Annotated in this window: 25 protein-coding genes; 9 read left to right on the forward strand and 16 right to left on the reverse strand. The window is 45.1% G+C overall.

What is annotated here, in order from left to right; genetic code table 11:
• Positions 1-116: 116 nt before the first annotated feature.
• Complete coding sequence (locus tag ACYZ97_RS10940; protein WP_473298829.1) at positions 117-569, reverse strand: BA14K family protein; 453 nt, start codon at positions 567-569, stop codon at positions 117-119.
• Positions 570-804: 235 nt separating this feature from the next.
• On the opposite strand from ACYZ97_RS10940, the gene nspC reads away from it, so the two are divergent.
• From nspC to ACYZ97_RS10955, 3 genes are all read left to right on the forward strand, one after another.
• Positions 805-1,902 (forward strand): carboxynorspermidine decarboxylase, encoded by a 1,098-nt coding sequence (gene nspC / locus ACYZ97_RS10945; RefSeq protein ID WP_473298830.1) that lies wholly within the window; start codon positions 805-807, stop codon positions 1,900-1,902.
• 58 nt (positions 1,903-1,960) lie between these two features.
• Positions 1,961-3,199, forward strand: coding sequence for a saccharopine dehydrogenase family protein (locus ACYZ97_RS10950; protein ID WP_473298832.1), 1,239 nt, complete (start codon positions 1,961-1,963; stop codon positions 3,197-3,199).
• A gap of 345 nt (positions 3,200-3,544) precedes the next feature.
• A complete protein-coding gene (locus ACYZ97_RS10955) occupies positions 3,545-3,628 on the forward strand; it encodes a hypothetical protein (protein ID WP_473300696.1) in 84 nt (27 codons plus the stop codon).
• A gap of 15 nt (positions 3,629-3,643) precedes the next feature.
• Here the strand turns inward: ACYZ97_RS10955 and ACYZ97_RS10960 are convergent, their stop codons facing one another.
• The 11 genes from ACYZ97_RS10960 to ACYZ97_RS11010 form a co-directional block, all read right to left on the reverse strand.
• On the reverse strand, positions 3,644-3,925 hold the full coding sequence (locus tag ACYZ97_RS10960) for a hypothetical protein (RefSeq protein ID WP_473298834.1): 282 nt from the start codon (positions 3,923-3,925) through the stop codon (positions 3,644-3,646).
• Positions 3,926-4,087: 162 nt separating this feature from the next.
• Entirely contained in the window at positions 4,088-5,491 is a 1,404-nt protein-coding gene (gene lpdA / locus ACYZ97_RS10965; RefSeq protein WP_473298836.1) for a dihydrolipoyl dehydrogenase, read from the reverse strand.
• Positions 5,492-5,558: 67 nt separating this feature from the next.
• Positions 5,559-6,194 (reverse strand): LysE family transporter, encoded by a 636-nt coding sequence (locus ACYZ97_RS10970; RefSeq protein WP_473298838.1) that lies wholly within the window; start codon positions 6,192-6,194, stop codon positions 5,559-5,561.
• Positions 6,195-6,203: 9 nt separating this feature from the next.
• A complete protein-coding gene (locus tag ACYZ97_RS10975) occupies positions 6,204-6,599 on the reverse strand; it encodes an MAPEG family protein (protein ID WP_473298840.1) in 396 nt (131 codons plus the stop codon).
• Positions 6,600-6,614: 15 nt separating this feature from the next.
• A complete protein-coding gene (gene odhB / locus ACYZ97_RS10980) occupies positions 6,615-7,823 on the reverse strand; it encodes a 2-oxoglutarate dehydrogenase complex dihydrolipoyllysine-residue succinyltransferase (RefSeq protein WP_473298842.1) in 1,209 nt (402 codons plus the stop codon).
• Positions 7,824-7,930: 107 nt separating this feature from the next.
• Positions 7,931-10,918, reverse strand: a complete 2,988-nt coding sequence (locus ACYZ97_RS10985; RefSeq protein ID WP_473298844.1) for a 2-oxoglutarate dehydrogenase E1 component — start codon at positions 10,916-10,918, stop codon at positions 7,931-7,933.
• Between the two features lie 136 nt (positions 10,919-11,054).
• On the reverse strand, positions 11,055-11,957 hold the full coding sequence (gene sucD / locus ACYZ97_RS10990; protein ID WP_473298846.1) for a succinate--CoA ligase subunit alpha: 903 nt from the start codon (positions 11,955-11,957) through the stop codon (positions 11,055-11,057).
• Positions 11,958-11,959: 2 nt separating this feature from the next.
• Complete coding sequence (gene sucC / locus ACYZ97_RS10995) at positions 11,960-13,156, reverse strand: ADP-forming succinate--CoA ligase subunit beta (protein WP_473298848.1); 1,197 nt, start codon at positions 13,154-13,156, stop codon at positions 11,960-11,962.
• Positions 13,157-13,243: 87 nt separating this feature from the next.
• Positions 13,244-14,206, reverse strand: coding sequence for a malate dehydrogenase (gene mdh, locus ACYZ97_RS11000; RefSeq protein WP_473298850.1), 963 nt, complete (start codon positions 14,204-14,206; stop codon positions 13,244-13,246).
• 313 nt (positions 14,207-14,519) lie between these two features.
• A complete protein-coding gene (gene zapE, locus ACYZ97_RS11005) occupies positions 14,520-15,680 on the reverse strand; it encodes a cell division protein ZapE (protein WP_473298852.1) in 1,161 nt (386 codons plus the stop codon).
• A 117-nt stretch (positions 15,681-15,797) separates the two neighbouring features.
• The gene (locus ACYZ97_RS11010; protein WP_473298854.1) at positions 15,798-16,328 is read right to left on the reverse strand and encodes an AprI/Inh family metalloprotease inhibitor; all 531 of its coding nucleotides are present in this window, start codon (positions 16,326-16,328) and stop codon (positions 15,798-15,800) included.
• Positions 16,329-16,549: 221 nt separating this feature from the next.
• Here ACYZ97_RS11010 and dapF point away from each other — a divergent pair, with 221 nt between their 5' ends.
• From dapF to ACYZ97_RS11040, 6 genes are all read left to right on the forward strand, one after another.
• A complete protein-coding gene (gene dapF, locus ACYZ97_RS11015; protein WP_473298856.1) occupies positions 16,550-17,404 on the forward strand; it encodes a diaminopimelate epimerase in 855 nt (284 codons plus the stop codon).
• Positions 17,404-18,687: a tRNA (N(6)-L-threonylcarbamoyladenosine(37)-C(2))-methylthiotransferase MtaB gene (gene mtaB / locus ACYZ97_RS11020; protein ID WP_473298858.1), complete on the forward strand. Its 1,284-nt coding sequence runs from the start codon at positions 17,404-17,406 to the stop codon at positions 18,685-18,687. Before dapF ends, mtaB begins: the two co-directional genes overlap by 1 nt.
• A gap of 13 nt (positions 18,688-18,700) precedes the next feature.
• Entirely contained in the window at positions 18,701-20,149 is a 1,449-nt protein-coding gene (gene ftsY, locus ACYZ97_RS11025; RefSeq protein ID WP_473298860.1) for a signal recognition particle-docking protein FtsY, read from the forward strand.
• Positions 20,146-20,811, forward strand: coding sequence for a septation protein A (locus tag ACYZ97_RS11030; protein ID WP_473298862.1), 666 nt, complete (start codon positions 20,146-20,148; stop codon positions 20,809-20,811). The genes ftsY and ACYZ97_RS11030 overlap by 4 nt, the downstream gene beginning before the upstream one ends.
• A gap of 153 nt (positions 20,812-20,964) precedes the next feature.
• The gene (gene gloB, locus ACYZ97_RS11035) at positions 20,965-21,729 is read left to right on the forward strand and encodes a hydroxyacylglutathione hydrolase (RefSeq protein WP_473298863.1); all 765 of its coding nucleotides are present in this window, start codon (positions 20,965-20,967) and stop codon (positions 21,727-21,729) included.
• Between the two features lie 3 nt (positions 21,730-21,732).
• Positions 21,733-22,185 (forward strand): hypothetical protein, encoded by a 453-nt coding sequence (locus tag ACYZ97_RS11040; RefSeq protein ID WP_473298864.1) that lies wholly within the window; start codon positions 21,733-21,735, stop codon positions 22,183-22,185.
• Positions 22,186-22,190: 5 nt separating this feature from the next.
• Here ACYZ97_RS11040 and ACYZ97_RS11045 read toward each other — a convergent pair whose 3' ends face one another.
• From ACYZ97_RS11045 to mnmG, 4 genes are read right to left on the reverse strand one after another with little or no spacing between them, the layout of a single operon-like run.
• Positions 22,191-23,069 (reverse strand): ParB/RepB/Spo0J family partition protein, encoded by an 879-nt coding sequence (locus ACYZ97_RS11045; protein ID WP_473298865.1) that lies wholly within the window; start codon positions 23,067-23,069, stop codon positions 22,191-22,193.
• A gap of 30 nt (positions 23,070-23,099) precedes the next feature.
• Positions 23,100-23,894, reverse strand: a complete 795-nt coding sequence (locus tag ACYZ97_RS11050; RefSeq protein WP_473298867.1) for a ParA family protein — start codon at positions 23,892-23,894, stop codon at positions 23,100-23,102.
• A gap of 30 nt (positions 23,895-23,924) precedes the next feature.
• A complete protein-coding gene (gene rsmG, locus ACYZ97_RS11055) occupies positions 23,925-24,557 on the reverse strand; it encodes a 16S rRNA (guanine(527)-N(7))-methyltransferase RsmG (protein WP_473298869.1) in 633 nt (210 codons plus the stop codon).
• An 11-nt stretch (positions 24,558-24,568) separates the two neighbouring features.
• Entirely contained in the window at positions 24,569-26,440 is a 1,872-nt protein-coding gene (gene mnmG / locus ACYZ97_RS11060; RefSeq protein ID WP_473298870.1) for a tRNA uridine-5-carboxymethylaminomethyl(34) synthesis enzyme MnmG, read from the reverse strand.
• Positions 26,441-26,523 lie beyond the last annotated feature (83 nt).

Below are 26,523 nucleotides of genomic sequence, written 5' to 3' on the forward strand. Positions count from 1 at the left end.
TATAGCGACATGATTTTTCATAATGGACGAACAACAATATAATGAACAAGCCCTTTCAAAAACTTAATAAAGATGAAATAGGCAAAAAAATGTTTTTATTGCTATTTTATATAAAATTATCGATTAGACGGCTTGAAATAACGCGAATAGCATTGCTGGCGCGCACCCTCAAAAGGCTGATAGCTGTTATCAGTACTGTTATAAGATTTATAACGTGACCGACAGCTATCAATATGGGCCTGTGACCACTCCGGCTTGATCTCTTTTGGCGTTTTGACAGTTTTTGCCTTTTTTATATTGACCGCCTTTTGAGCAGCATCAGGATCAAAGGCAGCTTGCGGATACCACCAGCCATCCTTGGCCTTTTTATAACCCGGACGATGATGACGATAACCCTTATAACCATTAAGTTCGCCCTGCCGGTTCATATTTTCACCAAAGCCGATATCAGCCTGCGCCATCATCAAAGCAGGACTATGCCCTATATTATCAGCAGCATAAAGCGGCATCATACAGCAACCCATCAGACCAGAACCACCAATAACCATACGTAAAAGAAAAGATTTCATTCCGTTTGTCATTCCTTCACCGGTTAACCGCTTCACAAGACTTTAACATGACACGTTTCATAAGATTGTCGATAAAAATTCATGTTATTCTTAAATAACCACATACGAACCGAAATAGATATGGAGAGCCGCTTTTTTTCCGTCAAGGCCTCAAAACAAATTTGCCCTTAAGGACAACCTTTTCTATATATTCTTTTCTGGCACAACAACAGCCTACCGATTGCAGGATAATATTATGCTCAAAACCCCATATTACCTTATTGATAAATCTTTGCTTTTAAAAAATATGGAGAAAATTGCCACCCTACGCCATCAATCGGGTGCCAAGGCGCTGCTAGCATTGAAATGTTTCGCTACATGGGGCGTTTTCAATTTCATGGCCGACTATATGGACGGCACGACATCATCATCACTTTATGAATTACGGCTAGGCAAAGAAAATTTCGGTCATGAAACCCATGCCTATTCGGTTGCCTGGAGCGATGACGATATGGAAGAAGCTGTCCAATATGCCGACAAGATGATCTTCAATTCATTCAACCAGCTTACCCGTTTTGACAATACGACAAAAAATATTATCCGGGGCCTTCGACTTAATCCCGGGATCAGTTCTTCAAGTTTTGATCTAGCCGATCCGGCACGGCCCTATTCACGGCTCGGCGAGCATGACAAAGAAAAAATCGAAGCAATACTGGATAAAATCAGCGGCTTCATGATCCATAATAATTGCGAAAATAGCGACTTTGACCGTTTTAATGCCATGCTTGCAAATATAGAAGAAAATTTCGGCTCACTCTTCAAACATGTTGACTGGATCAGTCTCGGTGGTGGTATCCATTTCACCGGCGATGACTACCCGTTACAAAAACTGGCAGACCGATTAAAACGTTTTTCCGATACATATGGAGTACAGGTCTATCTTGAACCCGGAGAAGCCTCGATCACCAAAAGCACAACGCTGGAAGTCACCGTACTAGATACACTGCATAATGGCAAAAACCTTGCCATTGTTGATAGTTCGATTGAAGCACATATGCTTGATTTGCTGATCTATCGCGAAACAGCAAAAATTCTACCAAATGAAGGCGAGCATGAAATCATGATTTGCGGAAAATCCTGTCTAGCCGGCGATATTTTCGGTACATTCCGTTTTCCACAACCGTTAAAAATCGGCGATCGATTATCCATTCAAGACGCGGCTGGCTATACAATGGTCAAAAAAAACTGGTTCAACGGTGTCAAAATGCCAGCTATTGCTATTAAAGAATTAAATGGAGAGACTCGTATTCAGCGTGATTTCGGTTATAAAGACTATATGGAAAGCCTATCCTGAGTGTCACTCAATTAAGACACCATGCAATGAAACAGTATGATAAGGAGACAAACCGGGAATGAAAAAGAATATCCTGATTATTGGTGCAGGCGGTGTTGCGCAGGTTGTAGCCCACAAATGTGCCCAACATAATGATATTCTCGGTTCTCTCCATATCGCTTCCCGAACACTGCATAAATGTGAAGCCATTGTTGCTTCGGTCAAAGAAAAAAATGCTATGAAGGTCAAGGGGCCTTTTGGTACCCATCATCTAGACGCGATGAATATCAAGGCAACGGCCGATCTCATTCGCAAGCATAATATCCAAATCGTCATCAATGTCGGTTCGGCCTTTCTCAATATGTCGGTTTTATCGGCCTGTATTGAAACAGGCGCGGCCTATATCGATACGGCAATCCATGAAGATCCACTCAAAATTTGCGAAACGCCACCATGGTACGGCAATTATGAATGGCCCCGCCGTGAAGAATGCGAAGAAGCCGGCGTCACCGCAATTCTTGGTGCCGGCTTTGACCCCGGTGTTGTCAATGCCTATGCCGCCCTTGCCCGCGATGACTATTTCGATAAAATGAACGAAATTGATATTATCGACATCAATGCGGGTGATCACGGCCGCTGGTTTGCTACCAATTTTGATCCTGAAATTAATTTCCGTGAATTTACCGGACAGGTCTGGTCATGGCAGAATAATAAATGGACCAGCAACAAAATGTTCGAGATTGGCAAAGAGTATGATTTGCCGATCGTCGGCAAACGGGTCGCCTATATGACCGGTCATGATGAAATCCATTCCATGTCGAAAAATCTTGATGTACCGAATATACGTTTCTGGATGGGCTTCGGCGAACGTTATATTAATGTCTTTACCGTTTTAAAAAATCTCGGTCTTTTATCAGAACAACCGGTAAAAACTGCTGAAGGACAATCAATTGTACCGCTGAAAGTCGTCAAGGCCGTATTACCAGACCCCTCTTCACTGGCACCCGATTATAAAGGCAAAACATGCATCGGTGACCTGATCAAAGGAGAGAAAAACGGTAAAGCGCGTGAAATTTTTATCTATAATATTGCCGACCATGAAGAGGCCTATGCCGAAACCGGCGCACAAGGTATTTCCTATACGGCGGGTGTACCGGCAGTCGCAGCCGCCTTACTTGTCGCCAATGGAAAATGGGATGTCAAAACCATGGCGAATATTGAAGAACTACCACCAAAGCCTTTCCTTGGCCTGCTTGATAAAATGGGACTTACGAGCTGTATTCGCGAAGACGGCAAGGATAAAATGCTTGAGTTCTAATTTTATCATCACGGTCTTTATGGTCTTCTTTTTTCTGACGGGTATTACAGAAGCTCGTCAGAAAAAAGAAACCCGCAATGGATACTGTATCACACACAATCTCTACGAGAGATACCAGAACCAGAACAACAAGATATTGCCAAAACCAGATATAAAAAAATATTTTAATGCCAATAACCTTGATTCAGCCTTTACCCTTATATCACAAATCACACCATGGGTGTTCAAAGTTACCGATTTTGCTGAGTTCGAGTGCACTCTATTTAGTGGTCAAAAATTCTAAAAAACCAGTCCGCAATGCTCGTATGGCCGAACGGCCCAACCATTGATTGAAACTTTATTGCTGTGGGCGCGGCCCATCTGCCCGGTCCAAAAGGCATTATTGAACGCCTATGCCAAATGGGATATCAAATAATACGGGTGCCATAAGGCACCCATTTATAATCAAGCTTTTTTAGCAATCAAGTTACGCGCAAGACCAATAAGAGCTGTCAACGCAAGACCGCCGCCGCCACCTGCCATAACTTGCTCAAGCAAGCCTGTTGTCAAAGATGCACCACCACCACTTGTCAATAGATTGATAAGCTGGCCGATCGTCAAGCCGCCAATACCACCGATAATTGAATTACCTATGCTGCCAAGGTCGATTTTCTTTAATGAACCGGCAACATTACCACCAACGACACCAGAAACAATTTGTGTAACAAGAGGGACCAGAAATTCCATAATGCTTCTCCTTTGCATTTTGCGGCGATTTATTACCTGCCGTTAGAAAGCTAAATTGGGCGGTCAGCAAAAAAGACAAGAGAAAAAGTTAAAATAAAAAATTGTCATATCCATAAAAAAGCCGCCCTCAAAAGGGCGGCTTTTAGAATGATTTTATAATAATCACATGTGTAGCGGCTTGGCAAAAGTAGCAAGACCCGCTTCACGGACAGCCTCCGACATCGTCGGATGGGCGTGACAGGTACGGCCAATATCTTCCGAAGAACCGCCAAACTCCATCAACACCGCAATTTCATGAATCATTTCACCGGCACCAAAACCGAGAATATGACCGCCCAAAACCTTATCCGTCTTTGCACAAGCCAGAATTTTAACAAATCCATCCGTATGCAACATGGCTCGGGCACGACCATTGGCCATAAAAGGAAACTTGCCAACCTTATATTCAATACCGGCCGCTTTCAGTTCTTCTTCCGTCTTACCGACAGAGGCAACTTCCGGCTGTGTATAAACAACACTTGGAATAACATCGAAATTAACATGGCCTTTCTGACCGGCAAGAATTTCAGCCAAAGCAAATCCTTCATCTTCAGCCTTATGTGCCAACATCGGCCCCTTGACCACATCACCAATAGCATAAATGCCCGCAACATTAGTCTGCCAATGATCATTAATATCAACACGACCACGTTCATCAAGCTTGACGCCGGCTTCTACAAGGCCAAGCCCGTCTGTATAAGGACGCCGACCAGTCGCGACCAATACAATATCAGCTTCTAATGTTTCAGCAGCACCGCCCTTAACCGGCTCAAATGTTACCTTGGCACCACCCGCCGACTTTTCAATACCGGTGACCTTGGCACCAAGTTTATACTCGATACCCTGCTTCTCCATCAATTTCTGGAAGTTCTTCGATACTTCACCATCCATCGGGCCAAGTACCTTATCGAGGAATTCAACAACCGTGACTTTTGCACCCAAACGACTCCAGACCGAACCAAGTTCCGAACCGATAACACCGGCACCGACAACAACCATTTTGGCCGGTACTTTTTCCAATGCAATTGCACCTGTCGATGAAACAATGACCTTTTCGTCAATATCGACATTCAAACCCGGAACACCAGCAATATCGGAGCCGGTTGCAATGACAATGTTCTTGGTTTCCAGAACCTGCGTACCGTCCTTGCCATTAACTTCTACCTTGCCCGTACCCAAAACCTTGGCTGCGCCGGTAAAAGTATCAATTTTATTTTTCTTCATCAAAAAGGCAACGCCCTGTGTATTGGCGTCTACAGTCACCTGTTTATGCTTCATCAAACCGGCCATGTCGAGCTTGGGTTTGGAAACCGAAACACCCAATGCTTCAAAACCATGATTGGCTTCAGCAAAAATTTCCGATGCATGTAAAAGCGCCTTAGACGGAATACAACCGACATTAAGGCAGGTACCACCCAAAGTTTCACGCTTTTCAACAATCGCTGTTTTCAAACCCAATTGTGCGGCCTTGATTGCACAAACATAACCTCCAGGACCTGCGCCAATTACCACTACATCATATGCCATTTTATTTCCTTTCATGCCGTTACCACGGCTTATCAATAATTAAGGCCGAAACAGCCCTGATTGAAAATCAAGATGCTTTCTGAAACATCAAACGTATGCCCAAAACGATAAAAACTGTGCCACAAATCCGATCAATCCATTTGGATGCACGTGAAAAAAATTGTCGCATGACCGGTGTTGTCATAAATAAACTGACAGCGCTAAACCATAAAATAATAAAAGCGGCCATCGTGAAAGCCAAACCAATCTTGCCATGCATGCTTACTGTCGGCGGCAACAATGTCGAGAAAAAAGATAAAAAGACAAATACCGCCTTGGGATTGAGCATATTAACGGCAAAACCAAGCATAAAAGCCTTTTTGTTCGACTGAATGGATAATACTTTCTGCTCATCGGCAATGGTAAAAGCTGTCCCTTTTGAGCGTAATGCACTCAATCCCAAATAAAGCAGATAAGCGACGCCAGCCCATTTGATCATATTAAACAACCATAATGAATGGGCGATAATAATCCCAAGGCCTAAAATCGTATAGGTAGCATGAACAAGAATGGCAGCACCTATACCACAAGATGTAATAATCGCATTTTTTCGACCGACCAAAATCGATTGACGCAGGACCATGGCAAAATCAGCCCCCGGCATAATAACACCGAATGCGAAAACAAGAAAAAACGGGCCATAGACAGAGAGATAATAAGCCATTGCCTAACCTCAGATAAAAAAAGAAACGGCCATGATAAAAAGCCCAAAAAGAGACACAAGCCAAATGAATGAGCGTATATAGGGAATACCCGCAAGATAAAGCGGCAAATAGACAATCCGTGCCAGTATCCAGACCCAACCACCAATAACTGCAACCATGATATTGGCTGGCTGGAAAGACAATGCCAACATCAAAGCAAGAAAAGCGGGATAGGTTTCACGAAAATTACAGCTGGCACGTTCAGCACGACCGGCTAACACCGATTGTGGGTTTCTGTTTTCATCACGTGGGCCGGCATTCCATGCTCTTCCCAGTTCCTTTGTTACAAAATAGGCTTGTAAAAAAATATGCACCAACAGCAAAATGACACTGAAGGTCAATAAAGCTGTCGGTGCATTCATCATGCTTGAAACCTTTTATCAGAGATCAAGAACAAGACGTTCGGGATCTTCCAAACTTTCCTTGACGCGGACAAGGAAAGTAACAGCTTCCTGACCGTCAACAATACGATGGTCATAAGAAAGCGCAAGATACATCATAGGACGGATAACAATCTGGCCACCAACAACCATAGCGCGTTCCTTGATTGAATGCATACCAAGAATACCCGATTGCGGTGCATTCAGGATCGGCGTTGACATCAATGAACCGTAAACACCGCCATTGGTAATAGTAAATGTACCACCCTGCATATCGGCAACAGCCAATTTACCATCACGCGCCAAACGACCCAAACGACCAATCTCTTTTTCAATTTCAGCGATTGACATCTGATCGGCATCACGCACCACCGGCACAACAAGGCCTTTATCAGTACCAACAGCAATGCCGGCATTGACATAATTCTTATAAACAAGATCGGTACCGTCAATTTCGGCATTCACAGCCGGAATTTCTTTCAAAGCATGGCAGACAGCTTTGGTAAAGAAACCCATAAATCCAAGTTTGACGCCATGTTTTTTCTCGAACACATCTTTATATCTCTTACGCAGATCCATCACTGCGCTCATATCCACCTCGTTAAAGGTTGTAAGCATGGCTGCAGTATTTTGCGCGTCTTTCAAACGACGGGCAATCGTCTGGCGTAATTTAGTCATGCGGACACGCTCTTCACGCGCTGCATCCTGTACAGAAGAAGGCGCGCGCGATGCACTTGATGCAGCTGCCGATGTCGTTCCCTTGGCAAGCGCATCAAGCACATCACCCTTTAAGACCTGACCACGTTTACCGGAGCCGTCAACCTGATCATTGGTAAGGTTGTTTTCAGCCATCAGCTTGGCAGCCGATGGCGCTGGCTGCATTGTACCAGCTGCAGCTGACTCAGCTGGTGCAGGAGCCGAAGCAGCCGCAGGTGCGGCGGGTTTAGGAACAGAAGGGGCTGCACCAGCTGCACCTTCTTCAACCATTGCCAAAAGGGCATTTAGTTCAACTGTATCACCTTCTTTAGCAACAATTTCAGCCAATTTACCGGCAACAGGTGAAGGAACCTCGACTGTAACCTTATCGGTTTCAAGCTCGACCAGCGGTTCATCCATGGCAACCGCATCACCCGGCTGCTTGAACCATTTGCCGATGGTCGCCTCAGTAACAGATTCCCCAAGAGTAGGAACACGAATTTCAGTAGCCATAATCTTCTTCCATTGGTCAGACTGTTAGAACTTTTGCAAAGACTGTTTTCACCGCCTTTACGTGAATTTACATATGAATTTTGCGGCCTTTAAACCGCAAAACCATTTTAATTGCCAAGCGCATCCTCCAAAAACGCTGCCAATTGTTCAAGATGCTTGGACATCAAACCCGTTGCAGGCGATGCCGATGCCGGACGGCCAGCATAACGTGCACGCGGATATTGCGCCTTGATATGGGCCAAAACCCATTCAAGGAAAGGCTCAATAAACGACCAGGCACCCATATTTTTAGGCTCTTCCTGACACCAGACAATTTCTGCCTGCAAGAAACGCGACAAAACATTGACAAGCGCCTTGGCCGGGAATGGATAAAGCTGCTCAACACGCAACAGATAAATATCATCAATACCGCGTTTCTCGCGTTCTTCATAAAGATCATAATAGACCTTACCCGAACACAGAACGACACGGCGGATTTTATTATCCTTTTGCAATTTGATCGGCTGATCTTTGAGATATTGTGCATCATCAAGAAGCAGACGATGGAATGTTGTATCCGCACCCATTTCTGCCAGTGTCGATACAGCACGCTTATGACGCAAAAGCGATTTTGGTGTCATCAAGATCAAAGGTTTGCGGAAATCGCGTTTGATCTGACGCCGCAAAATATGAAAATAATTGGCTGGTGTCGTACAATTAGCCACCTGCATATTATCTTCCGCACAAAGCTGCAGATAACGTTCAAGACGTGCAGAAGAATGCTCTGGTCCCTGACCTTCAAAGCCATGTGGCAGAAGACAGACAAGACCTGACATTCTCAACCATTTGCGTTCAGCTGATGAAATGAACTGGTCAAAAACCACCTGTGCGCCGTTGGCAAAATCACCGAATTGGGCTTCCCACAAAGTCAAACCACGCGGTTCGGCCATCGAGTAACCATATTCAAAACCAAGAACGGCTTCTTCCGACAACATCGAATTGATCGGTTCATAAATTGCCTGACCCTTCTGGATATTGTTAAGCGGAATATAGCGATTCTCGTTTTCCTGATCATAAAGTACCGAATGACGCTGCGAAAAAGTACCGCGTTCGACATCCTCACCCGATAGGCGGATCGGATTGCCTTCTGCAACCAATGAACCAAAAGCTAAAGCTTCACCGGTTGCCCAATCAATACCTTCACCGCTTTCAATCATCTTAGCTCGATTATCGAGGAACCGCTGAATCGTTTTATGGACTTGAAAACCTTCAGGCACCTCAACCAGCTTCTGACCGATTTCCTTCAAGGTCTTGATTGCGACACCAGTTGCCCCGCGGCGCTGTTCATCAGCATTATCCGCTGTACGCAAACCGGCCCATGAACCATCAAGCCAATCAGCTTTATTAGGCTTATAGGATGAACCCGCCTCAAACTCAGCTTCGAGCTTATCATGCCAGGCTTTCTTCTGGGCATCGATTTCTTCAGCGCTCAAAAGACCTTCCTTGATCAACTGTTCGCCATAAAGCTCCATTGTGGTCTTATGACCACGGATTGCCTTATACATTAACGGCTGAGTGAATGACGGTTCATCACCCTCATTATGGCCGAAACGACGATAACAGAACATGTCAATGACAACAGGCTTATGGAAAATCTGACGGAATTCGGTTGCCACCTTGGCAACAAAAACGACAGCTTCCGGATCATCCCCATTAACGTGGAAAATCGGCGCATCAATCATTTTTGCCACATCCGACGGATAAGGCGAAGAACGAGAAAAACGCGGATTAGTCGTAAAGCCGATCTGGTTATTGATAATAACGTGGATAGAACCGGCAACACGATATCCCTTAAGGCCCGAAAGACCCAATGTTTCTTGGATAACGCCCTGTCCGGCAAAAGCCGCATCACCATGAATCAACAATGGCAATATCTTGGCACGTTCGGAAAGGGGAATAAGATCTGTCCGTGTCGGGCCAACGAGCTGGTCCTGCTTGGCACGGGCCTTACCGACAACCACAGGATCAACAATTTCAAGATGCGATGGATTAGGCAGAAGCGACAAATGAACTTCATTGCCATCAAACTCACGATCCGACGAAGTACCAAGATGGTATTTCACATCACCGGAACCCTCAACATCATCAGGCTTATAGGAGCCACCCTTGAACTCATGAAAAATTGCCCGATGCGGCTTGGACAGAACCTGGGAAAGCACATTAAGGCGGCCACGATGGGCCATGCCGAATATAATTTCCTTAACACCCAACGCACCACCGCGTTTAATGATTTGTTCAAGCGCCGGAATCAACGCTTCGCCACCATCAAGGCCGAAACGTTTCGTACCCTTATATTTGAGATCAAGAAATTTCTCGAAACCTTCAGCTTCGACAAGCTTATGCATAATCGCCTTTTTGCCTTCCGGCGTAAATTCAATATGCTTATCCGGCCCTTCAATACGTTCCTGGATCCATGATTTTTGAGCCGGATCGGAAATATGCATAAATTCAACACCGATAGTCGAACAATAGGTGCGATTCAAAATTTCCAGCATTTGAGGAATAGTTGCGTATTCCAGCCCCAAAACATTATCGATAAAAATTTTGCGGTCATAATCTGCCGGCGTAAAACCGTAAGTTTCCGGCGATAATTCATTATAATCTTCAGGCTTCTCAGCCAATTGCAACGGATCAAGTTTGGCATGTAGATGGCCGCGCATACGGAAAGCACGTATCATCATAATGGCACGCACCGAATCACGGGTTGCCTGCACCATATCCTGCTCATTAATCGACTGACCGGCTGCCTGTGCCTTATCCTTCAGCTTGGATTCCATATGCTTTTCAACTTGTGGCCAATCGCCATCTAAAACCGAAACCAACTCGCCGCTTTCTTTCAAAGGCCAATTATCACGCGCCCATGAAGCACCTTCTGCAGCTTTAAGAACATCTTCCTTGTTTTCATGAAGACTTTCAAAAAACTCACGCCATTGCGGATCAACATTCGCCGGATTTTTCTCATATTCCGCATAAAGCTGATCAATATAATCCGCATTACCGCCATAGAGAAATGACGTTTGTTCGAAAAGATCGTTCACCTGATCCTGTCTTGCCATTGTCGTTGCCGGAACGTTCTGTCCCGTCTCCTTAAAATTAGCGGCTGGTTGAGCACGCTTGAAAACGTATGAAGAGGTTTGAGACCTCCGCTGAAAACAGCCCGCACCCTTTAAAGCTGCGGGCCATTTATATTTTTTAGCCCTTCAGAACTTCGACCAATGTCTTGCCAAGCTGCGCTGGAGAAGGCGAAACACGAATGCCTGCGGCTTCCATAGCAGCAATCTTGTCTTCGGCACCGCCCTTACCGCCGGAAATCACTGCACCAGCATGACCCATGGTACGTCCAGGAGGCGCTGTACGACCGGCAATAAAGCCAACCATCGGCTTTTTGCGACCCTTTTTAGCTTCATCCTTGATGAACTGGGCAGCATCCTCTTCTGCAGAACCACCAATTTCACCGATCATAACGATCGACTTGGTTTCGTCATCAGCCAAGAACATTTCCAGAATATCGATAAATTCTGTGCCCTTAACCGGATCACCACCAATACCGACAGCTGTTGTCTGTCCCAAACCTTCATTTGAAGTCTGGAATACAGCTTCATAGGTCAATGTACCGGAACGCGACACAACACCGACAGAGCCCTTCTTGAAGATCGAGCCCGGCATAATGCCAATCTTGCATTCATTCGGCGTAAGAACACCGGGACAGTTCGGCCCGATCAAACGAGACTTGGATTTGTCCAGTTTGGCTTTGACCTTAACCATATCGACAACAGGAATACCTTCCGTGATACAGACAATCAGACCGATCTCAGCTTCAATCGCTTCAATAATCGCTGCAGCGGCCCCTGCTGGTGGCACATAGATAACAGAAGCATCAGCACCAGTCTTTTCTTTGCCTTCAGCAACAGTAGAAAAAATCGGCAAATTCTCGCCGTTTGATCCTTGCCAAGTTTCGCCGCCCTTTTTAGGGTGGATACCGCCAACCATCTGTGTACCGTGATAGGCAAGCGCCTGTTCGGTGTGGAAAGTACCAGTCTTACCGGTCAAACCCTGAACCAGAACCTTGGTGTCTTTATTAATGAGAATCGACATATTTAGGCTCCCTTCACCGCTGCGACAATTTTCTGGGCGGCATCATCAAGATCATCCGCAGAAATCACATTGAGGCCGCTTTCGTTGATGATTGCCTTGCCTTTTTCAACATTGGTGCCTTCAAGACGAACAACAAGAGGCACTTTCAAACCGACTTCCTTAACAGCAGCAATCACACCTTCAGCGATCACATCACAACGCATGATGCCGCCGAAAATATTGACCAAGATGCCTTTGACATGGGGGTCAGCGGTAATAATCTTAAATGCAGCTGTAACCTTTTCCTTGGTTGCACCACCACCAACATCAAGGAAATTTGCAGGCTCTGCACCATAAAGCTTGATGATATCCATCGTTGCCATAGCAAGACCGGCACCATTGACCATACAACCGATATTGCCATCAAGGGCAACATAGGCAAGGTCATGCTTGGAAGCTTCAATTTCCTTAGGATCTTCTTCCGAAGTATCACGCAGCTCGACAATATCGGGATGACGGAACAACGCATTATTATCAAAAGATACTTTCGAATCGAGAACACGCAGATGTCCGTCTTTCATGATGATAAGCGGATTGATTTCCAGAAGGCTCATATCCTTTTCAACAAAGGCTTTATAGAGAATCGGGAAAAGCTTCAAACCATCTTCGCGTGCAGCATCTTTTAATTCCAAAGCATCGCAAAGCTTCTTGGCATCGGCATCTGTCACACCCTTATCAGGATTGATTGCAACCGTTACAATCTTATCCGGTGTTTCTTCAGCAACAGTTTCAATATCCATACCGCCTTCGGTCGAAACAACAAAAGCAACTTCACCGACTGTACGGTCAACCAGAATAGAAAGGTAAAGTTCACGCTCAATATCCGCACCATCTTCGATGTAAAGACGATTGACCTGCTTGCCATGAGGACCTGTCTGCTTGGTGACCAATGTCTTGCCAAGCATTTCTTTAACATTGGCGACAACTTCCTCAACCGATTTGGCCAGACGGACACCGCCTTTGGCATCGGGACCAAGTTCCTTGAACTTGCCCTTGCCGCGACCACCGGCATGAATCTGGCTTTTAACCACATAAAGCGGTCCAGGCAGTTTCTTGGCCCATTCTTCAGCCTGCTCAACAGAATAAACAGCAACACCATTGGCAATTGGCGCACCATATTCATGAAGCAGACGTTTAGCCTGATATTCATGGATATTCATAAACATTCTTCCTTATATAGTAGAGGTCGCCGGACAATCCGGCGACAGAAAAAATAGCCGCCCAATCAATATGGGCAGGGGATGGCGTTATTTCAAATTAGGCGCAATGCCGACGCAGGCTTCGCACAAACCCTTAACCGCACCGACAGATTTTTCGAATTCGGCTTTTTCATCCTTGTTAAGATCAATCTCAATAACGCGTTCAACGCCATTGGCACCGATTACAACCGGTACACCGACATACATATCCTTAACGCCGTACTGACCGGAAAGATGAGCAGCCATCGGCATAACGCGTTTTTTATCCTTCAGATAAGCTTCAGCCATCGCAACAGCAGATGAAGCCGGCGCATAATAAGCAGAACCTGTTTTTAAAAGGCCGACAATTTCTGCACCGCCATCACGCGTACGCTGAATGATCTGGTCAAGCTTAGCCTGTGTTGTCCAACCCATCTTAACAAGATCAGGCAATGGAATACCGGCAACTGTCGAATAGCGTGCCAAAGGCACCATCGAATCACCATGGCCGCCAAGCACAAAAGCGGTAACATCTTCTACAGACACCTTGAATTCTTCAGCCAAAAAATAACGGAAGCGTGCAGAATCAAGAACACCGGCCATACCGACAACCTTATTGGCAGGCAAACCAGAAAATTTCTGCAAAGCCCAAACCATCGCATCCAGCGGATTGGTGATGCAAATTACAAAAGCATCCGGCGCATATTTCGCAATGCCGGCACCAACCTGTTCCATCACCTTCAAATTGATACCCAGAAGGTCATCACGGCTCATACCGGGTTTACGCGGTACACCGGCAGTAACGATAATAACATTGGCGCCCTTGATGGCGGCATAGTCATTAGCACCGGTAAAATGAGCATCAAATCCATCAACTGGCGATGATTCGGCAATATCCAACCCTTTGCCCTGCGGTGTACCTTCGGCAATATCGAAAAGAACAACATCACCAAGTTCCTTCAAGCCGATCATATGGGCCAATGTGCCGCCGATCATACCTGAACCGATAAGAGCAATTTTATTACGTGCCATTTTGGTTTTCCTCACGCTGAGCCCGGGTACTTAACCTCTAAAGCGCCTTCCCGGACTAAATAGACCAACTTGCCTCAATATAAGCGCCCCGAAGGCAATATTGCGACAACCTAAAAAGCCCCGCCAAACATAGATTTCCATCTCGAGAGACAAAAATATAAATTTGACGCTCATCGGTCGATAAGATGAATCGAAAAAAAACACAACACAATTATGCATTACCTTTAAATTCAATCGTTTAGATTGAATAACGTTTACGTTAACGTAAATATATATCACTAATTTAGGTCTCTTTGCCGTATTTTTTTCACAATCAGACGGTTTTTGCTGCCTGACGCGGGTCACCTTTGGCCCAAATTTGCAAATATTCTTCACTTTGCATTTCAAAAAGACGTGATACCGTACGATCAAACTCAAAAGTTTCTGTTGTTTTAGCCCGCCCCCGATAAAGTTTATCCGGTGTTGCGGCAGCAGACGCAAAAAGCCGTACATGATGATCATAAAGCGTATCAATAAGCAGGATAAAGCGCTTGGTCTCGTTACGATGTTCATCATCCATCAAAGGAATATTATCAATAAAAACTGTCCGATAACGCGAGACCAGCGCCATATAATCACGAGCGGCATAGGGCTTGGCACATAAATCCACATAATCAAATCGCGCAACGTCATCAGCCATTCGCGGCACAGGCAAGCGGTGACCACGCACCGTAATTTCATCCTGCTGTTCATTCCTGCCATCAAGAACCTCGGCCCAGGATGCATCAATTTTTGCCGCTGTATCATCATTAAGCGGACAAACATAAACGGGTTTACGATCGGTTTTTTCCAATCGGTAATCCGTTTTGGCATCCAGACAGAATACCTCGACATGCTCTTTCAATATTTTGATAAACGGCAAAAAAAGCTGACGGTTCAGCCCGTTGGTATAAAGATCGTCCGGTGCCACATTGGATGTTGCCACCAACACAACCCCCTCATTGAAAAGCGCCGTAAAAAGCCGGGACAAAATCATTGCATCAGCAATATCGGTAACCGTAAACTCATCGAAACAAAGAATTTTTGATTGTGCTGCCAATGCCTTTGCAACTGGTGGAATTGGATCATTTTCCTTGGTCTCACCTCGATCCAATGCCTGTCGATGACGGGTGATTCGGTCATGCGCATCAGCCATGAAATCATTAAAATGGGCACGCCGCTTATTATCGCCGGGCAAAGCATTATAGAATAAATCCATCAACATGGTTTTACCGCGACCAACCTCCCCGTAAACATAAAGCCCCTTAACAGTTGAACCTTGATCCTTACGCTTGCCAAAAAGCCAGCCAAGTGCCGAACTCTTATTACCAAGCGGACGTTCGCCAATTGTTTTTATCAACCGATCAAAATGTGCGATCAATTCGACCTGTGCAGGATCAAAGTCTATTTCACCACGCGACACAAGCGCATCATAATATTGGCGGACTGAACTCATTTTTATTCCTCATATCATGATGACATAATCATCACCGGCACCGGATGCCAACACTTTTACAAAACAAAAAAGCCGGTGACAATCATCACCGGCCTGATCATTGGATAAGTACCTCTATCAACGCGATAATGTAACCGCCTGACCACTTGATGTCTGGCCGGAAAAGCTACCCTGACCGCCCGAATAAAGCGTTGCGACCGAATTCCCAGTACTATCATAGAAACTCAACTGCTTACCGCTAACTGCCCATGATTTAACATCGGCAAAAGCTGCCGGGCAATGCAATGGGCCAGCACGATAACCTTGGCCGAATTTGGTTTGCGGCGTTGCAATCTGACAGCTCATACCACCAATATTGGCACGCCATACGCCAGCAACACTGGCTGCAGTAAGATCAGCCGCATCGGCTGGCGGCTCAAGACTTGCCACCTGTGTCGATCCATCTGTACCGGGTGCCTGCGGGTAACCGCCCGGAGGCGGTAGATCGCTTTGCGTTACTGTGCCATAACCACCTGGCATTACAATCTGCGCTGGCTGCCCACTGGCATCACCAAATCGCGATGTCGAACAACCAGCAAGAAGAAAAGCGCAACCTGCAATGGCCGCCAATCCGAGTTTTACCTTTTTATCGGTTATTAAAAACTTCATTTTAAAAATACTCCATCGCGACAAGGCTATTTCAGCACGATCTTTTAGCCTTTATTATGCCATAAAACGGCATCTTTATGAAATTTTCTTAAACAAATAAAAATTTGGTATAATTGCGGCTTATCAGCAACAGGTAACAAAACAGACTGACCCTTATCGTTTGACTGGAAATTTCGTGTCTTTTGCTTCATATAGAATTCTTAAGATTAAAAAGAAGAGCCATGAACGATACAATATACTTCACCAAAATGAATGGCCTAGGCAATGAAATCATTGTCGCGGATATGCGTGGGCGTACCGATTCTATCCCGCCAAAGGCTGCGATAGCGCTTAATACAACACAAGATACCGCCTATGACCAGATCATGGCCGTTTATGACGGCACAGATGAAGAAGACTATCGCATCGACATACTAAACAGTGACGGCTCTTTGGCCGAAGCTTGCGGCAATGGTACCCGCTGCGTTGTCGAATGGCTTTATGCACAAAATAGCAAAGACCATTTCATCTTTGCAACCAAAGGCGGACGGGTCGAAGCTTGGCGTCACGATATCTCATCCATCTGTGTTGATATGGGTAAGCCTCGTTTTGATTGGTACAACATTCCTGTTTCACGTGAAATCATCGACACAAACCACGTAAATCTGGGTGTTGAAGACTTGCCCGATGCCTGCCTTGTCTCAATGGGCAATCCACATGCAATCTTTTTCATACAGGAGGATATCTGGTCAAAGCCCTTGGAAAAGTTGGGACCTGCCCTCGAAAATCATCCGCTATTTCCAAAACGCGCCAATATTTCCTTTGCCAATATAATTGATAAAGAAACAATCCATGTTCGCACATGGGAACGTGGAGCAGGGCTGACCCGCGCCTGTGGTACAGCCGCCTGCGCAACTGCTGTTGCCGCCAACCGCCGCGCATTGACCAGACGTAAGACAGCCCTGACATTACCTGGTGGTATTTTACAGATTGAATGGCGCAATGATGACCATGTCCTGATGAGCGGGCCGGCAGAATTTGAATTCACCGGTACGTTCAACCGTCAAACCGGTGCATATCAACGGGACCAAAAGTAATGGCAACTGAAATTGTCACTTTCGGCTGTCGTCTCAATGCCTATGAATCGGAAGTCATGCGCAAAGAAAGCAAAGCTGCCGGACTGGAAGGATTGGAAAATGGCGCCTTCATTTTCAATACATGCGCCGTAACGGCAGAAGCCGTACGCCAAGCCAAACAGGCAATCCGCAAGGCTCGGCGTGAAAACCCTGATGCCCGTATTATCGTTACCGGTTGTGCAGCACAAACCCAGGCCGTGGACTTTGCCACCATGGATGAAGTCGATCTGGTTCTTGGCAATGAAGAAAAGCTACACGCGCATTCCTATCGTCAGCTTCCCGATTTCGGCGTTAATTCTTATGAAAAGCTACGCGTCAACGATATTATGGAAGTAACCGTAAATGCCCCTCATATGGTTGATTCAATCGAAGGACGGGCGCGGGCTTTTGTACAGGTTCAAAATGGGTGCGATCACCGTTGCACCTTTTGTATTATTCCTTACGGCCGTGGGCCATCACGTTCTGTCCCAATGGGTGCGGTTGTCGAGCAAATAAAACATCTCAATGCCAATGGTTATCAGGAAATCGTATTAACCGGTGTCGATCTGACGTCTTATGGTCCTGATCTACCGGGTAAAGCATGCCTTGGCAAACTGGTAAAAACCATTTTAAAAAATGTACCTGACCTTGCACGACTACGTCTCTCGTCCATTGATTCAATTGAAGCGGATGAAGAGCTGCTTGAACAATTAATGTATGAAAAACGCATCATGCCGCACCTGCATCTATCCTTGCAAGCAGGTGACAACATGATTCTCAAACGAATGAAACGGCGCCATTTACGTGAACAATCTATAGAATTTTGCCAAAAATTGCGCGAAAAACGCCCCGATATAGTCTATGGCGCCGATCTAATTGCCGGTTTTCCAACAGAAACCGATTCGATGTTTGAAAACAGCCTGAAACTTGTCGAAGAATGCGGTCTGACCCATCTACATGTTTTCCCCTATAGCCCGCGTGAAGGAACACCGGCGGCTAAAATGCCGCCTGTTGATGGCTCCGTCATTAAAGAGCGCGCCCGTATTTTGCGTGAAGCCGGTGAAAAAGCCTATTTGAAACATCTGAAAAAGTTACAAGGTAGCGATCAGATGGTATTGATCGAACGAGATAATATCGGACGCACAGAAGACTATACTCTGGTTGATGTGAAAGGCGGTATTTCCAGTACTCTTGTCAAAACTACCATCATCGGTCATGACAAAACAAAACTCATTGCGCAGATGCACAATATCCGCGCCGCCTGATCAGGAAAAATAAATGGCAAAAGGTTTATTCAAACGTGTCTTTTCTTTCGGCCAAAAACCGGCTGAAAATATATCATCCGATATGGTTGAAAAACCATCCGGTGAAACCACACAAACTGCAGGTCTGACACCTTTTGAAGCCTATATGGCCGGACAACAGTCAAAAGAACCGGTTACGGATAAAGATCAACCGGATGCCGAACAGATACAAACAGTAGAAGATACTATTCAGCCAGAGCCAGAGCCAGAGCCAGAGCCAGAGCCAGAGCCAGAGCCAGAGCCAGAGCCAGAGCCAGAGCCAGAGCCAGAGAAATCGATATCGGCTTCTGCCCAAGTGCAAGCGAAAAAAACTGTCGCCCCTCAAAAAGCAAAAACATCAAAACCGGCAACGCCTGAACCATCTGTGACAACACAGGAACCTGTCAAACCGACAAAAGAAATAAAGACACCTGTCGCAAAGAAAGTAACAGTTGCCGATAAAATTGAAGAAAAGAAAGAGATTATCTCCGAACCGGTCAAGGCAGCACCTAAAAAAACATGGTTCGAACGGCTTAAGGCAGGTCTATTCCGTTCATCCCAACAGCTCGGTGATTCCATCGGCTCGATCTTTACCAAACGTAAGCTTGACGAAGATACGTTGCAGGATCTTGAAGATGTACTCATTCAAGCCGATTTAGGACTGGAAACTGCCATACGTATTACCGATACGTTGGCATCAACCCGTTATGGCAAGGATATTTCTACCGATGAAGTGCGCACGATCATGGCACAAGAAATCAAAAAGGTTCTTGAGCCCGTGGCTATGCCGTTGGAACTTGATCTATCACACAAACCCCATGTCATTCTGGTGGTCGGCGTTAACGGAACCGGTAAAACAACAACGATAGGCAAACTGGCAGCCAAGCTTACGGCCGGCGGATTGAAAGTCATGCTTGCAGCAGGTGACACTTTCCGTGCAGCCGCCATTGAACAGCTGCATATTTGGGGCAAACGCACAAACAGCCCCGTTGTCTCGTCACAACTTGGCAGCGATGCCGCCTCTCTTGCCTATGAAGCTTATGAAAAGGCACGTGAAGCGGGTAGTGATGTCCTCATCATCGATACAGCCGGAAGATTGCAAAACAAAGCCGAGCTGATGGAAGAACTGGCAAAGATCGTCCGTGTACTTGGCAAGCATGACCCTGAAGCCCCGCACACTGTCTTGCAAACGCTGGATGCTACAACCGGCCAAAATGCGCTTTCACAGGTCGAAATTTTCCGCAATATTGCCGGTGTCAATGGTCTGATTATGACTAAACTCGATGGCACAGCCCGCGGCGGTATTCTAGTTGCAATTGCTGCAAAACATAAATTACCAGTCTATTTTATCGGCGTCGGCGAAGATATTGATGATCTCGAACCCTTCAAGGCTGATGATTTTGCAGAAGCCATTGCCGGAAAACATGATGGAGAAGGCATATGAAACCATCTATATTTGAACCAGAGCCCGACAATGCCAAAGCCGTCAAAGACATGCATATGTCACCAACATTGAAACTTATTCTTGAAATGGGCCCTTTGGTTGTTTTTTTCTTTGCCAATTATAAAGGTGAATGGCTTCTGCAAAATATCTCGTTTTTCAAAAGCTTTGATAAACCGATCTTTCCAGCCACCGCTATTTTTATGATAGCAATTGTTGCAGCCTTGGCCGCATCATGGATCATTGCCCGCAAAATACCGATCATGCCTTTGGTGTCGGGTATTTTTGTACTTTTTTTCGGCGCTCTGACATTATGGCTCCATAATGATACTTTTATTAAAATGAAGCCGACCATCATCAATACGCTTTTTGGACTTATTCTGTTTGGTGGGCTGGCCTTTAAAAAACCCCTGCTTGGCTATGTACTGGATTCTGCTTTTCAACTTGATGCCAAAGGCTGGCACAAGCTGACTTTCCGCTGGGCGTGTTTTTTCATTTTTCTGGCTATTCTCAACGAAATAGTCTGGCGTAACTTTTCAGACGATTTCTGGACAAGTTTCAAAGTATTCGGCACCATGCCCATCACGATCATTTTCATGATCGGACAAATGCCATTAATCATGAAACATGCAACAGAACCGCTCAACGGTAAAAAACTGGATTGATCCAATCAAACCGGTATTGCCCATTTTGATAGATGAACGAAAGTGACAGGATGCAAATTCAAGAATTAATGGTGAGTATCTTTCTATAGCGCAAAATGTTGCGGCCATAATAACCAATGCACAAATATAAAGATATCCAAAAGGAACCTATTGATGCTGCAGATTGAACAGTTCATGTGCCGCACAGATAATTTCGCAGTTCTATTGCATGATGAAGAAAGCGGTAAAACCGCTGCCATCGATGCACCTTCAGCGCGCTCCATCATAAACAAACTCGAAGAAAAAGGCTGGTCGCTCGATTTGCTGCTAATCACCCACCACCATCTCGATCATACAGAAGCCATCAAAGAACTGAAAACAAAATATAGCTGTCACGTGATCGGACCAGGGGCAGAAGCCGACAAGATTGCCAATCTTGATAAAATGGTCAAGGATGGTGACAACATTACTTTTGCGGGTTGCCAAATTGAGATTATAGCCACCCCCGGTCACACATTGGGTGAGGTTTCCTATTATTGGCCAAACATTAAAACCGTCTTTACCGGTGATACTCTTTTCTCGCTAGGCTGTGGACGTATCTTTGAAGGCACACCGCAAATGATGTTTGATAGCCTTGCAAAATTGGCAGCGCTGCCTGATGATACGAAAATCTATTGCGGGCATGAATATAGCGAAAGCAATGCACAATTTGCCCTTTCAATCGATCCTGATAATATGGAACTTCAAAAACGCGCCGATGAAATTAAAAAATTACGTGCCAATCGTCTGCCAACACTGCCCGTCTCAATAGCGCAAGAAAAAGCAACCAACCCGTTTTTACGCGCCCATGCACCATCAATCCGTCAAAAATTGAAATTAGAGAATGCTACAGATCTTGATGTTTTTACCCAAATACGTCGTTTAAAGGATAATTTCTAAACCATGAAATATTTGCTTGTTTTCATCATCTTACTTCTAGCTCCCGTCTATGCGCAGGCAGACAATTTTGCCATTCCAGCGCCTGTGACCAATCCAAAAGAAGTTGCCGATTATCCATTAACTGAAGCTGTGCTGACAAAGCTTGAAAAAATTCAGCAGGCAATCAACAACCTTCCGGATGAACCGGATGCACCGGGAACCGGTAATGATGACCGTTTGACCGATATGGTTAAAACAATTGAAGGCAAACCACTGCTTGCAAAAACAATCCGCGACAACAAAATGGAAATCCGAGACTATGTTCTGGCTTCTATGGCCATTACAGCTTCTTTTGCTGCATCAATTGCCGATGGCGACGAAGACCAGATTTTTGATGAAAGTCAGGCTGTCTCAAAAGCAAATCTTGCTTTTGCAAAAAAATATGCCGATCGTATCCGTACCCTTCTGGGAGGATAAAATTATCAACTCTGCAAACGGCGGCAAATATCGTCCAATTGTTCAAGCGATGCATAATGGATCTTGATATCACCGCCCTTTTTGCCATGCTTGATTGCCACTTTCATACCAATAACATCACCTAAGAGTTTTTCCAGCGCCTTTGTATCGGCGTCCTTCTGTGCCGGTGTGCGTTTAACAGATTTATTCGATACCTTCTGGTTGGCCAAAGCCTCTGCCTGACGCACAGACAAACCATCGCGAATAATTTGTTCAGCCAAAGCCAATGGATCATCAACCGTAATCAAACAGCGTGCATGACCAGCTGATAGCTGACTATCATTGAGCATTTGTTGAACCTTGGCAGGGAGTTTAAGCAAACGCAGTGTATTTGCAACATGACTACGACTTTTACCGATAACCTGCGCCAAATCAGCCTGGGTATAATCATGATCATCAATCAGCTGCTGATAGCCCATACCCTCTTCGATAGGATTGAGATCGGAACGCTGAACATTTTCAATAATTGCCAATTCTAACGCTGTACGATCATCAACATCACGTACAATAACAGGAACTTCTGTCAAATTGGCACGCTGCGCTGCCCGCCAACGTCGTTCACCGGCAATCAGCTCAAACCGATTAGGATGATCGGGAGAAGGCCGCACAACCACTGGCTGAACAATACCATGTTCACGAATGGATTGCGCTAGATCATCAAGCTCAACCTCGGTAAACTGCCGCCGTGGATTACGCGGATTACGGGCAATAAACTCGATAGGAACATAACGTTCTGATTGTAAAGAGGGAGGCGGCGTTTTCTTATTATCAAGGCCCAGATCAACATCACCGATCAAAGCAGCCAAACCGCGGCCCAGTCTTTTTTTTGATTGATCTTCACTCATATTTTTCTCTTTTAAATCAGTAACTTAAAATCAAGCAGCGCGCAAACGCCGTTCTCGCTGGATCACCTCGGATGCCAATTGCAAATAAGCTTGGGAACCCGTGCATTTCAAATCATAAAGCAAAGCCGGTTTACCGAAAGAAGGCGCTTCTGATACGCGGACATTACGTGGAATAACCGTTCGATAGACTTTATCACCCATGAAAGCGCGAACATCTTCAACAACCTGATTGGAAAGATTGTTGCGCCCATCATACATCGTCAATACGATTCCCTGAATTTCCAAAGCCGGATTGAGACTGCCACGCACTTGTTTGACTGTTTCAAGCAATTGGCTCAAACCTTCCAGCGCTAGAAACTCACATTGCAATGGCACCAATACTGAATCAGCCGATCCCATAGCATTCAATGTCAAAAGATTGAGTGAAGGCGGACAGTCAATCAGCACATAACTGAATTTGCTTTGTACTTTTTCATCATGCCGAAGCGCTTTACGCAAACGCTGTATACGATCCTGTGCAGGCGCAATTTCCATTTCAACACCCAACAGATCAAGCGTTGAAGGCACAAGATAAAGATTGGGAACAGCCGTCTGTACCGCAGCATCAACCACTGAAATACCATCAACCAAAACATCATAGGAAGAAACCGGACGATTATTGCGATCAATACCCAAACCGGTCGAAGCATTACCTTGCGGATCAATATCCAGAACAAGCACTGTCTCACCAATAGCCGCAAGTGCTGTGGCAAGATTGATGGCTGTTGTTGTTTTGCCAACACCGCCTTTTTGATTGGCGATAGCTATAATGCGTGTGCCGTTCATTCAATGTACCTTTTCGATTTTGCCAATATTTTAATGGATTGGCTGTAAATCGGTAATTTCTAATAATACAGAATTCCTGTCGATCTGACTGCTATGTTTTACCAGACTAAATTGCCAATTGGCACGGGCTTCATCAATTTCCAACAGATAATCACGACCTTTTTGCAAGATTGCGATTGTTTCATGATCAAACCACGGAAAAACCAAGCTAAATAAAGTATCAAGTGAAGCCAAAGCACGGGCTGAAATGGCTTGGGGCTTGGCAATTATCTGATAACAATCTTCTATACGGTTAGCATATATATCGGCAGGTAAATCCAACTCTGCAACAACGGTACGCAAAAATGCTGCCTTTTTATGATTGCTTTCAACAAGCGCAATCCGGCCTGAGCCCTTTTGTTTAAGGCATATTGCCGTTACAAGACCTGGAAAACCACCGCCTGAGCCAATATCAAGCCAAGAATCTGCAGTTTCTGCATATTTAAAGACCTGAACACTATCAACAATATGCCGAATCCATAATTCATCCAGCGTTGAATTGGCAATAAGATTGATATGCGGCTGCCATTTTCTCACCAATGCCTCATAAGCACAAAGCTTATCGATTGTTTCACGTGAAACTGTAGGAAAAACAGTTTTAAGAAAATCGATTTTATCTTTCATGGATAAAATCCTTAAGCCACCGATTTTTCATAACGATGCAAACGTTGGATATGGGTAATAATCAAAGATAACGCAGCCGGCGTCATGCCATCAATACGTTGGGCCTCAGCAATCGTTTTCGGTGCACGCTGCAATATTTTAGCTTTCAATTCATTTGATAAGCCAGAAATGACATTGAAATCCAGATCCTCAGGTATATGTAATTTTTCATCCCGTTCTAACTGGGCAATATCACGTTGCTGACGATCCAGATAAACAGCGTATTGTGCTTCAATCTCTATGGCTTCAACTGTTGATGCATCAAATGCATTAAACTGCGGCCAGATTTCGGCCAAACGCATCAAAGACATATCCGGATAGGATAAAAGATCATAGGCTGAACGGCGTACACCATCACGATTGACTGAAAGCCCATGTTCGGCCGCTTCATTAGGCGTCAGCTGCAAAGATTGTGTCAGTGTTCTCAAACCATCCAGCTTCTTACGTCGTTCTTCATAGACATTCTGTCTTTCCTGTCCGACAAGACCAAGTGTCTGCGCCATAGGTGTCAAACGTTCATCGGCATTATCGGCTCGTAATGAAAGACGAAATTCGGCACGCGATGTAAACATACGATAAGGTTCACTGACACCACGCGACACAAGATCATCAATCATTACACCAATATAGGCTTGAGTTCGCTGAAAAATAACAGGCTCCTGACCGGCAGCTTTACGAGCCGCATTCAAACCAGCAACCAATCCTTGTGCACCAGCTTCTTCATAACCTGTTGTCCCATTGATCTGACCGGCCAGAAAAAGTCCGCGCATTTTACGTAATTCCAATGAACGATCTAGTTGGCGCGGATCAACATAATCATATTCAATCGCATAACCGGGTTGCAAAACCTGGACATTTTTAAGACCTTCAATCGTCGCCAATAATGCATATTGTGCATCTTCCGGCAGTGATGTTGAAATACCATTGGGATAAATTGTATCGTCATCCAATCCCTCCGGCTCCAAAAATATCTGATGTCCATCACGATCACCAAATTTGACAATTTTGTCTTCAATAGATGGACAATATCGTGGCCCAATACCTTCAATCGCACCAGAATACATAGCTGAACGATGAAGATTCTGTCTAATGACCTCATGAGTTTTTTCATTCGTACGGGTAATCGCACAATCAATCTGTGGCTGCTCTATTTTATTCGTCAATAACGAAAACGGAATTGGATTTTCATCGGCATTTTGTTTCGGCAAACGGTCCCAATCAATGGACCGGCGACTAAGCCGTGCCGGTGTACCCGTTTTTAAACGGCCAAAAACAATATTCAAAGCCGTTAAGCGCTGACCCAATAATAATGACGGTTCTTCCCCCATTCTACCCGCGGGCCATGTCTTTTCCCCAATATGAATAAGACCACGTAAAAAAGTACCTGTTGTCAATACAACAGCCTTTGCTATCAATTTTCCGGTTTTTGCTAAAACAGCACCATCAATCTGCTGATCCGTAACAACCAAATCAATCACTTCATCTTCAATGACATCAAGATTGGATTGATTACTAATCAACCTTTGCATGGCTGTTTTATAAAGTTTGCGATCAGCCTGCGTACGTGGACCACGTACTGCCGGTCCTTTACGTCGATTTAAAAGACGAAACTGAATACCTGCCTGATCGGCAGCAACACCCATGAGTCCATCCAATGCATCAATTTCACGAACCAGATGTCCTTTACCCAATCCACCAATAGCAGGATTACAAGACATGGTACCAATTGTATTGAAATGATGAGTTACAAGAGCTGTTTTTGCGCCAAGGCGGGCTGAAGCCGCAGCAGCTTCACAACCTGCATGTCCTCCGCCGACAACGATAACATCATATATTTGGCTCATTCATTCTATCCAGATTGAATTTTCAGGTTAATCGTTTCACGTGAAACGTATATTTTTCTTGTGCGCGGTCATACCATAAGAAT

This window comes from Bartonella sp. bp_1 (assembly GCF_055808085.1).